Annotated in this window: 7 protein-coding genes; all 7 read left to right on the top strand. The window is 60.0% G+C overall.

Annotated features, from left to right (window positions below; translation table 11 throughout):
* Positions 1 to 8: 8 nt before the first annotated feature.
* Positions 9 to 2,426 (top strand): circularly permuted type 2 ATP-grasp protein, encoded by a 2,418-nt coding sequence (locus PMI11_RS24960; RefSeq protein ID WP_037072092.1) that lies wholly within the window; start codon positions 9 to 11, stop codon positions 2,424 to 2,426.
* Positions 2,423 to 3,310, top strand: a complete 888-nt coding sequence (locus PMI11_RS24955) for a transglutaminase family protein (RefSeq protein ID WP_007822769.1) — start codon at positions 2,423 to 2,425, stop codon at positions 3,308 to 3,310. Before PMI11_RS24960 ends, PMI11_RS24955 begins: the two co-directional genes overlap by 4 nt.
* Positions 3,311 to 3,424: 114 nt before the next feature.
* Positions 3,425 to 4,618 (top strand): vWA domain-containing protein, encoded by a 1,194-nt coding sequence (locus tag PMI11_RS24950; RefSeq protein ID WP_348257922.1) that lies wholly within the window; start codon positions 3,425 to 3,427, stop codon positions 4,616 to 4,618.
* 282 nt (positions 4,619 to 4,900) lie between these two features.
* A complete protein-coding gene (locus PMI11_RS24945) occupies positions 4,901 to 7,360 on the top strand; it encodes a glycogen/starch/alpha-glucan phosphorylase (protein WP_007822766.1) in 2,460 nt (819 codons plus the stop codon).
* Positions 7,360 to 9,567: a 1,4-alpha-glucan branching protein GlgB gene (gene glgB / locus PMI11_RS24940; RefSeq protein WP_007822761.1), complete on the top strand. Its 2,208-nt coding sequence runs from the start codon at positions 7,360 to 7,362 to the stop codon at positions 9,565 to 9,567. The genes PMI11_RS24945 and glgB overlap by 1 nt, the downstream gene beginning before the upstream one ends.
* Before the next feature lie 19 nt (positions 9,568 to 9,586).
* Positions 9,587 to 10,849, top strand: coding sequence for a glucose-1-phosphate adenylyltransferase (gene glgC / locus PMI11_RS24935; RefSeq protein WP_007822755.1), 1,263 nt, complete (start codon positions 9,587 to 9,589; stop codon positions 10,847 to 10,849).
* A 3-nt stretch (positions 10,850 to 10,852) separates the two neighbouring features.
* Positions 10,853 to 10,970 (top strand): glycogen/starch synthase (locus tag PMI11_RS36760; RefSeq protein WP_007822747.1); only part of this gene is annotated, 118 nt, incomplete at its 3' end.

Here is a 10,970-nt window from a genome sequence, read left to right as displayed (position 1 = left end):
TGGGTCTGATGGGCAAGAAGCCTGCACTGGAACTGAGGGACGAAATCGAAGAACGCGCCGGCGCGGATGCGGTCTTCGACTATGAGCCCTTGCCCGGCATCGCCGACGAGATGGTGGACAATAACGGCACTATCCGGCCGGTCTGGCAGCGCTTCCTCGCCCATCTGAACATCATGCCGGAAAAGGATCTGGCCGAGCGGTTCGCCCGCGCCGACCGCTATCTGCGCGACGCCGGCGTCTTTTACCGGGCTTACGGCGCCAAGGGCAGCGGCGAGCGTGCCTGGCCGCTCTCCCACATTCCAGTGCTGATCGACGAGCGTGAATGGCAGGCTCTTTCGGCGGGCCTCGTGCAGCGTGCCAATCTCCTCGAAGCGATGGTTGCCGATATCTACGGCGACAACAAACTCGTCGAGGAGGGCATCGTCCCGCCCGCCCTCATTGCTGCCAATCCGGAATTCCAGCGACCTCTGGTTGGCGTAAAACCGGCAACCGGGCATTATTTGCATTTCTGCGCCTTCGAGATCGGCCGTGGCCCTGACGGCAATTGGTGGGTACTTGCCGACCGCACGCAGGCCCCCTCGGGCGCGGGCTTTGCACTGGAAAACCGCGTAGCGACCACCCGCGCCTTTTCCGATATCTACGCCGAAACGCCGGTTCACCGCCTCGCTTCCTTCTTCGGCGCCTTCCGCGATGCACTGCAGACGATGAAACATTCAGGCGACGACCGCATCGCGGTTCTGACGCCCGGCCCGGCAAACGAAACCTATTATGAACACGCTTATATTGCCCGCTACCTCGGCTTCATGCTGCTGGAAGGCGAAGACCTGACTGTCGTCAACGGCCGCATCATGGTGCGCACCGTCGCCGGTCTGAAGCCGATCGGCGTGCTGTGGCGGCGTCTCGATTCCGCCTATGCCGATCCGCTTGAGCTGAACCAGAACTCGCATATCGGCACCCCCGGCCTTGTGGAGTCGCTGCGCGCCGAAACCGTCACCATCGTCAACGCGCTCGGCACCGGCATTCTGGAAACGCGTGCCCTGCTCGCCTTCATGCCCGCCGTCTGTCGCTCGCTGCTGGGCGAGGATCTTCGCCTGCCGTCGATCGCCACATGGTGGTGCGGCCAGAAGGATGAGCGCGACCATGTGGCGGCAAACATCGAGAAGATGGTGATCGGCCCGGCCTATTCGCGTGCCCCCTTCTTCGATGACGGTGGCGAATCCGTTCTCGGCTCGTCGCTTCGCGCCACGGCCAAGAATTCGATTTCGGACTGGCTGACGAGCGACGGCGCAAAACTTGTCGGTCAGGAAGTCGTCACCCTCTCGACCACACCGGCCTGGGTCGACGGCAAACTGGCGCCACGGCCGATGTCGCTGCGCGTCTTCGCCGCCCGCACCGCCAATGGCTGGCAGATCATGCCCGGCGGCTTTGCCCGCATCGGCTCGGGAGACGATGTCGCCGCCATCGCCATGCAATCCGGTGGCGCGGCGGCCGATGTCTGGATCGTCAGCGACAAACCGGTCGAGCGCCACACTCTTCTGCCCGCCGAGGGCAGCTTCACCCGCAACATGCCGGGCAGCCTGCCGAGCCGCGCGGCCGATAACCTCTTCTGGCTGGGCCGCTATATTGAACGCGCCGAAGGGGCGCTGCGCATCCTGCGCGCCTGGCATGCACGTTACGCCGAGGCGGCCGACCCGAACCAGCCGCTGCTTGCCGACGTCACCGAATATCTTGCCGCCGTCGATATCGACACCGCCGAGCCGGTGCCGGAATCGCTGCTGCGCAATATTGACAGCGCCGTCTATTCGGCGAGCAATATCCGCGACCGCTTCTCGCCGGATGGCTGGCTGGCGCTGAACGACCTCGCCAAGACCGCCCGCCGCTTCCACTCGACTATCACCGCCGGTGACGATGCCAGCCACGCGATGACCATCCTGCTGCGCAAGCTCGCGGGCTTTGCCGGTCTCGTGCATGAAAACATGTACCGCTTCACCGGATGGCGCTTCCTCTCGCTTGGCCGATACATTGAGCGCGGCCTGCATATGACGCGGCTGCTCGGCCACATGTCCGGCCCGGAAGCGCCCGACGGCGCGCTCGACATGCTGCTCGAAATCGGCGACAGCGTCATGACCCATCGCCGCCGCTACAACGTCAACACGGCGCGGCTGACGGTCACCGATCTCCTGGCGCTCGATCCGCTCAACCCGCGCTCGATCCTCTTCCAGATGAACGAGATCCATCGCGAGGTGGAGCAGCTTCCAAACGCCTTCATGAACGGCCAGATGTCGCCCTTCTACCGCGAGGCGATGCGTCTGCATTCGGGCCTCGCCGTCATGACGCCGGAGACGATGAGCGGTGATGTCTATCACCGGCTGGAGCGCGAATTGGAACACCTCTCCGACCTCTTGGCGCAGACCTATCTCGGATGACGGCGGTGCTTTACGATCTCACCCTCCATATGGGCTATGCCTACGACACGCCTGCGTCAGGAGCGCGCCATATCATGCGCCTCATGCCGCTCTCGCTGGCGAACCGCCAGCGGCTTGTCGCGGGCTCGATCAGCATTTCGCCGCAGCCGGACGAACAGTCGCATTTCGTCGATTTCTTCCAGCATCCGGCAACATCCTTCCTGCTGCGCTCGCCGCATGAAACGCTCGATATCCGCATGCAGGCCCGCGTGCAGGTCGAAAGCCAGGTCATGTCGGCGGACTTCTCTCCGCTGCTGGCCGACCTTCCGGAGGAAGTCGCCGGAATCTGGTCGCTCGATTCAGAATCGCCCCACCATTTCCTTGGCGATAGTCCGCGCCTGACCGAAACGAAGGCGATCAGCGAATACGCAAAGACCTGTGTCCAGCCGTCGCTGACCGTCATGCAGATCGCCTATGCGCTTTGCGCCCGCATCAACAAGGATTTTACCTACGATCCGGAGGCGACGACCGTCGACACGACGCCGCTGGAGTCCTTCAAACTGAAGCGCGGTGTCTGCCAGGATTTCACCCATGTCATGATCCTCGCGCTGCGCAGCCTCGGCATTCCCGCCGGCTACGTCTCCGGTTTCCTGCGCACCATCCCGCCGCCGGGCAAGGAGCGGCTGGAAGGGGCTGACGCCATGCATGCCTGGGTCCGCGTCTGGTGCGGCGAGACGGCCGGCTGGATCGAGCTCGATCCCACCAACAATATCCCTGCCGGAACCGACCATATCGTCGTCGCATATGGCCGCGACTATGCCGATGTCGCTCCCGTTATCGGTGTGCTCAAGAGTTATGGCAGCCAGCGTTCCGTGCAAGCGGTGGACGTAATTCCGCTCAAATAATCCCGAAATTGGAAAAAACAGCCAGTTGCCTGCAATTTTAGAGACCGGCTTTAGCATCCATTAAAGTCATCTGGTCCATCAAGAGCCTAATAGGGCTCCTTTGAACCGGTGGACATGATGAACACCCTGCATTCGCTTCTTGATCGGCTGCGGCGCGACCGTGGTGGCAATTTCGGTATCATGTCGGCCATCTTGCTGCCTGTGCTTATCGGCACTGCGGGCGTGGCTATCGACTATTCGAACGCGATCTTGTCCAAGCGTGAGCTTCAGGAAGCGACGGACGCCGGCGCTCTTGCAGCAGCAACCGCACTTGCCAACGGAACGGCCACTAACAGCGCTGCCGCCGAAGCTCTTGCGAAGGATTTCGTCAGCGGCCAGATGGCCAATTATGTCGGTACTGCCGCCATGGACGGTATCAAGGCCGCGACGAGCGTCAACATCGATACCAGCACGACGGCAACCAGCAAGAGCTATAAGGTTACGGTGAACAGCTCCTACGCTCTTGCCACTACGCCGTTCATGGGCATCCTCGGCTACAAGACCATGAATGTCGGCGCATCGAGCTCGACGACGAGCGGCACGAACGATACCAAGAGCGCCCTTTCGATGGAACTGGTCCTCGACCAGTCCGGCTCGATGGGCGACAAAACCAGCACCTGCGCCACGTATAATGGCACAAAGTGCAAGACCTACGTTATCAAGATCGACGCGCTCAAGCAGGCAGCCAATGCTCTCTTTACGGCATTGAACACCGCCGATCCGGATCACAGCCTCGTGCGGACTGGCGCATACTCTTACAATAATGGTCTTATCTATAATTCAAATAAGACCCAGATCAAAAGCATGAGCGGCATGGCGTGGGGCACGGCGACGACCGCAAGCTATGTAAGCGGCATTACTGCAACCGGCGGTACGGATGCCACCGAACCGATGAGACAAGCAACTCTTTCCGTCCAGAAAGCCCAGGACGGTTCTGATGTTGAAAGCGTGGCACACAAGGCCAAGGGCAACAAAAACGTGTCGCGCTACATCGTCCTGATGACCGACGGCGAAATGACGGGCAATACAGGCGAATGGCAGAAGACTTACGACCAAAATGTTCGTGACCAATGCGATGCGACCAAAACAGCGGGCATCAAGATCTTCACCGTCGCGTTCATGGCTCCAGACAAGGGCAAGAGCCTGCTTCAATACTGCGCTTCGCCGGGCGGCAACTACTATGAAGCAGAAACCATGGAGAAACTGGTGGCCTCCTTTACCAGCATCGCGCAGGAGGCGACGAAGGCTCTGACGCTGCTGACGAACTGACGGCCGCGCAGCCTGTATTTCAACCCAGCAAAAAGCCGCTCCGGAACAAACCGGGGCGGCTTTTCGTTTAAACTTTATTCGGCCCATCAGATCGGGAAAACCGATTGAAATCAAGTCCCTTGGGCCTGTCGAATATGAAGGTTCCGCAAATTTTTCGTTTGCCCAATTCCCTTGTTGCAAGTGCGTGATAACGGTGCATAAACTGCCCTGTCGGTGTAAGCGACAAATCGATTGAATCAGGCGTAAGATACTGTAACCAAATCAAAATTGGCGAGACCTGACATGAATACTGTTTCGAAGCCGATCATCCTCTCACCAGCTCCGCGCAGTTCCCGACCAGAAATCCTCGCTGAGGAAATCATTGAGCGTCTGACCTACCGCATTGGCAAGGATGCCAAGGTCGCCAAGCCGCATGACTGGCTGACGGCAACCATTCTCGTGGTGCGTGACCGCATCATCGACAAGTGGATGGAGTCCACCCGCAAGGTTTATGAAACCGGCGCCAAGCGCGTCTACTACATGTCTCTCGAATTCCTGATCGGCCGCCTGATGCGCGATGCCGTGTCCAACCTCAACCTGATGGAAGAGGTTCGGGATGCGCTCGCTTCGCTCGGCGTCGATATCAACGTCATTGCCGGCCTCGAACCGGATGCCGCCCTCGGCAACGGCGGTCTCGGCCGTCTTGCCGCCTGTTTCATGGAGTCGATGGCAACTGTCGATGTTCCGGCTTATGGCTACGGCATCCGCTACGTCCACGGCCTTTTCCGTCAGCAGATGGCGGACGGCTGGCAGGTCGAGCTGCCGGAAAACTGGCTTGCGCACGGCAACCCTTGGGAATTCGAGCGCCGCGAAAGCGCCTATGAAATCGGCTTCGGCGGCTCGATCGAGGTCATCAACAGCCATGACGAGCAGCCACGATACGTCTGGAAGCCGGCCGAGCGTGTCATTGCCGCTGCTTTCGATACGCCTGTCGTTGGCTGGCGCGGCAAGCGCGTCAACACGCTTCGCCTCTGGTCGGCCCAGCCGATCGACCCGATCCTGCTCGACGCCTTCAACGCCGGCGACCATATCGGCGCGCTGCGCGAGAGCAACAGGGCTGAAAGCCTGACCCGCGTTCTCTATCCGGCAGACGCAACGCCTGCCGGCCAGGAGCTGCGCCTGCGCCAGGAATATTTCTTCTCCTCCGCCTCGCTGCAGGACATCCTGCGCCGTCACCTGCAGCAATATGACGACTTCACCTCGCTGCCGGACAAAGTGGCGATCCAGCTCAACGATACCCATCCGGCCGTTTCGGTCGCCGAACTGACGCGCCTGCTCTGTGACGTACACGGCCTGGATTTCGATACGGCCTGGGATATCACCCGCCGCACCTTCTCCTACACCAACCACACGCTTCTTCCCGAAGCGCTGGAAAGCTGGCCGGTTCCGCTATTCGAGCGTTTGCTGCCGCGCCATATGCAGATCATCTACGCGATCAACGCCAAGATCCTGATCGAAGCGCGCAAGACGCGGAATTTCTCCGACACCGAAATCCGTTCGATCTCGCTGATCGATGAAAGCGGTGACCGCCGCGTGCGCATGGGCAACCTCGCCTTCGTCGGCTCGCATTCGATCAACGGCGTCTCCGCGCTGCACACCGACCTCATGAAGGTTACGGTCTTTGCAGACCTGCACAAGCTCTACCCTGATCGCATCAACAACAAGACCAACGGCATCACCCCCCGCCGCTGGCTGCAGCAGTGCAACCCCGGCCTGACCGGCCTGGTGCGCGAAGCGATCGGCGACGAATTCCTCGATGACGCCGAGAAACTGCGCGCGCTCGACAAATTCGCCAAGGACCCGAGCTTCCAGCAGAAGTTCGCGGCCGTGAAGCGTGCAAACAAGGTGGCTCTTTCCAATCTCGTCGCCAGCCGCATGGGTGTGAAACTCGATCCGTCGGCCATGTTCGATATCCAGATCAAGCGCATCCACGAATACAAGCGCCAGCTCCTCAACATCGTTGAAGCCGTCGCGCTCTACGATCAGATCCGCTCGCATCCGGAGTTGGATTGGGTTCCGCGTGTAAAACTCTTCGCCGGCAAGGCGGCGCCGAGCTATTACAACGCCAAGCTCATCATCAAGCTCATCAACGATGTCGCCCGCACCATCAACAACGACCCGTCGGTCCGCGGCCTGCTGAAGGTCGTCTTCGTGCCGAATTACAATGTCTCGCTTGCCGAAGTCATGGTTCCCGCTGCCGACCTCTCCGAGCAAATCTCGACGGCCGGCATGGAAGCATCAGGCACCGGCAACATGAAATTCGGCCTGAACGGCGCGCTGACGATCGGCACGCTCGACGGCGCCAACGTCGAGATGCGCGATAATGTCGGCGAAGACAATATCGTCATCTTTGGCCTGCAGGCCGATGAAGTCGCCAAGATCCGCAGCGAGGGCCACAATCCTCGTGCAATCATCGAAGGTTCGCGTGAGCTGGCACAGGCGCTTGCCGCCATCAGCTCGGGCGTCTTCTCTCCTGACGATCGCAACCGCTATACCGGCCTCATCGATGGCATCTATTCCCACGACTGGTTCATGGTCGCCGGCGATTTCGATGCCTATGCCGCCGCCCAGCGCGAGGTCGACCAGATCTGGACCAACCAGTCCTCCTGGTATGAGAAGACGATCAACAACACGGCGCGGATGGGCTGGTTCTCTTCCGACCGCACAATCCGGCAATATGCAGACGAGATCTGGAGAGCTTGATGAAGCCGCCGAAAGCTGCCCCTGAAGTGAAGCTTCCCTGGGAAATTTCGGCAGACGAAATCGCGGCAATCCTCAGTGGCTCGCATGACAATCCCTTTGCCGTCCTGGGCGTGCACCAGGCTGGCGGGACCTTCATCACTAGGTGTTTCCTTCCGGGCGCCGAAGCTGTCACGGCAATGGCGCTGGATGGAACGCCGATCGGCGATCTCCATCAGCTCCATCCTGACGGTATTTTCGGCGGCCAGGTCTCGATCACAAAATTCCAGCCGGTGCGCTATCGCGCCCGGCGCGCCGACGCCGAATGGGCAGTAACGGACCCATACAGCTTCGGCCCCGTGCTCGGCCCGATGGACGATTATTACGCCCGGCAGGGTTCGCATCTGCGGCTCTTCGACAAGATGGGCGCCCACCGCATCAAGCATGAAGGCGCGACCGGCATCCATTTTGCCGTCTGGGCACCAAATGCCCAGCGTGTTTCCGTCGTCGGCGATTTCAATAACTGGGACGGACGGCGTCATGTCATGCGCTTCCGTTCCGATAGCGGGATCTGGGAAATCTTCGCTCCCGACGTGCCGCTCGGCGTTCCCTATAAATTCGAAATCCGCGGTCATGACGGCGTTCTGTTGCCGTTGAAGGCTGATCCCTTCGCTCGCCGCAGCGAACTGCGCCCGAAGACGGCCTCCGTGACCGCAGCCGAGCTTATACAGGACTGGCAGGACGAGCCGCATCTGAAGCACTGGCGCGAAACGGACAAACGCCGGCAGCCGATCAGTATCTATGAGGTTCACGCCGGCTCCTGGCAGCGTCGGCAGGACGGCTCCATGCTCTCCTGGGATGAACTTGCCTCGAGCCTCATCCCCTATTGCGTCGATATGGGCTTCACCCATATCGAATTCCTGCCGATTACCGAACACCCTTACGACCCCTCCTGGGGCTATCAGACGACCGGTCTTTATGCCCCGACCGCTCGCTTCGGTGAGCCGGAGGGGTTCGCCCGCTTCGTCAACGGCTGTCACAAGGTCGGCATCGGCGTCATTCTCGACTGGGTACCGGCACATTTCCCGACCGACGAACATGGTCTCGGCTGGTTCGACGGTACCGCGCTTTACGAGCATGAAGACCCGCGCAAGGGTTTCCACCCGGACTGGAATACGGCGATCTACAATTTTGGCCGCACCGAAGTCGTCTCCTACCTCGTCAACAACGCACTCTACTGGGCGGAGAAATTCCATCTCGACGGCCTGCGCGTCGATGCAGTCGCTTCGATGCTCTATCTCGACTATTCGCGCAAGCACGGCGAATGGATCCCGAACGAGTATGGCGGCAATGAAAACCTGGAAGCCGTCCGCTTCCTGCAAAGCCTCAATACCCGCATCTATGGTGAGCATCCCGGCGTCATGACCATCGCCGAGGAATCGACCTCCTGGCCGAAGGTTTCCCAGCCGGTCCATGAAGGCGGCCTCGGTTTCGGTTTCAAGTGGAACATGGGCTTCATGCACGACACGCTGAGCTACATGAGCCGCGAACCGGTGCACCGCAAGCATCATCACAATGAGCTGACCTTCGGGCTACTCTACGCTTATTCGGAAAACTTTGTCCTGCCGCTGTCCCATGACGAAGTCGTGCACGGCAAGGGTTCGCTGATCGCCAAGATGCCGGGTGACGATTGGCAGAAATTCGCAAACCTGCGCGCCTATTACGCCTTCATGTGGGGCTATCCCGGCAAGAAGCTGCTGTTCATGGGGCAGGAATTTGCGCAATGGGCAGAATGGAGCGAAAACAAGTCGCTCGACTGGAACCTCCTTCAATATCGAATGCACGAAGGCATGCGCCGTCTGGTGCGCGACTTGAACTTCACCTACCGCAGCAAGGCGGCGCTCCATGCGCGAGACTGCGAAGGCGACGGCTTCGAATGGCTGATCGCAGATGATTACGAGAACTCGGTCTTCGCCTGGCTGCGCAAGGCGCCCGGCCAGAAGCCGGTTGCCGTCATCACCAACTTCACGCCTGTCTATCGCGAGAACTATTCGATCCGGCTGCCTTCACCGGGGCGCTGGCGGGAAATCCTCAATACCGATGCCGACATCTATGGCGGCAGCGGAAAAGGCAATGGCGGGCGCGTGCAGGCCGTCGATGCCGGCGGCGAGATAAGCTGCTCGATAACCCTGCCGCCGTTGGCGACGATCATGCTTGAACCTGAGAATTAGTGACTGGTGGGAGGAGAAAATGGTAGAAAAGCGCATTCAGCCACTTGCCCGCGATGCAATGGCCTATGTTCTCGCCGGCGGTAGGGGAAGCCGCCTCAAGGAACTGACCGACCGACGCGCCAAACCAGCCGTCTATTTCGGCGGCAAGGCGCGCATCATCGATTTCGCATTGTCCAATGCCTTGAATTCCGGCATCCGCCGCATCGGCGTCGCCACCCAGTACAAGGCACATTCACTGATCCGCCACATGCAGCGTGGCTGGAACTTCTTCCGGCCGGAGCGCAACGAGAGCTTCGACATCCTGCCTGCCTCCCAGCGCGTTTCCGAAACGCAGTGGTACGAAGGCACTGCCGATGCCGTCTATCAGAATATCGATATCATCGAGGATTACGGCGTCGAGTACATGGTCATCCTGGCTGGCGACCATATCTACAAGATGGACTATGAATACATGCTGCAGCAGCATGTCGATACCGGCGCGGACGTGACCATCGGCTGCCTTGAAGTCCCGCGCATGGATGCGGTCGGTTTCGGCGTCATGCATGTCAACGAGAAGGACGAAATCTTCGCCTTCATCGAAAAGCCGGCCGATCCGCCAGGCATTCCGGATAAGCCGGATTTCGCTCTCGCCTCCATGGGCATTTACGTCTTCCGCACGAAGTTCCTCATCGAGGCACTACGACGTGATGCCGCCGATCCGACCTCCAGCCGCGATTTCGGCAAGGATATCATCCCCTATATCGTAGAACACGGTAAAGCGGTCGCCCACCGTTTCGCCAAATCCTGCGTGCGTTCAGATTTCGAGCATGAGCCCTACTGGCGCGACGTCGGTACGATCGACGCCTATTGGCAGGCCAATATTGACCTGACGGCGATCGTCCCGGCCCTCGATATCTACGACAAGTCCTGGCCGATCTGGACCTATGCCGAGATCACTCCACCGGCGAAATTCGTCCATGACGACGAAGATCGCCGTGGTTCGGCAACCTCGTCCGTCGTCGCCGGCGACTGCATCATCTCAGGTGCAAGCCTCAACCGGAGCCTTCTCTTCACCGGCGTGCGGGCCAATTCCTTCTCCAAGCTGGAAGGAGCGGTCATCCTGCCCAACGTGAAAATCGGCCGGCGCGCGCAGCTCAAAGATGTTGTGATCGACCATGGTGTCGTCATCCCGGAAGGTCTTGTCGTCGGCGAGGATCCGGAGCTCGACGCGCGGCGCTTCAGACGGACCGAAAGCGGCATTTGCCTGATCACGCAACCGATGATCGACAAGCTGGATATCTGACTTATGAAAGTTCTTTCGGTTTCGTCCGAAGTCTTCCCTTTGATCAAGACAGGGGGCCTTGCCGACGTGGCAGGGGCCCTGCCAATAGCCCTCAAATCCTTCGGCGTCGAAACCAAGACCC

The sequence above is a fragment of the Rhizobium sp. CF142 genome (assembly GCF_000281145.1).
Taxonomy (GTDB): Bacteria; Pseudomonadota; Alphaproteobacteria; order Rhizobiales; family Rhizobiaceae; genus Rhizobium.
The sequence above is the reverse complement of the archived record's forward strand: the minus strand, read 5'-3'. Positions and strand labels throughout refer to the sequence as shown.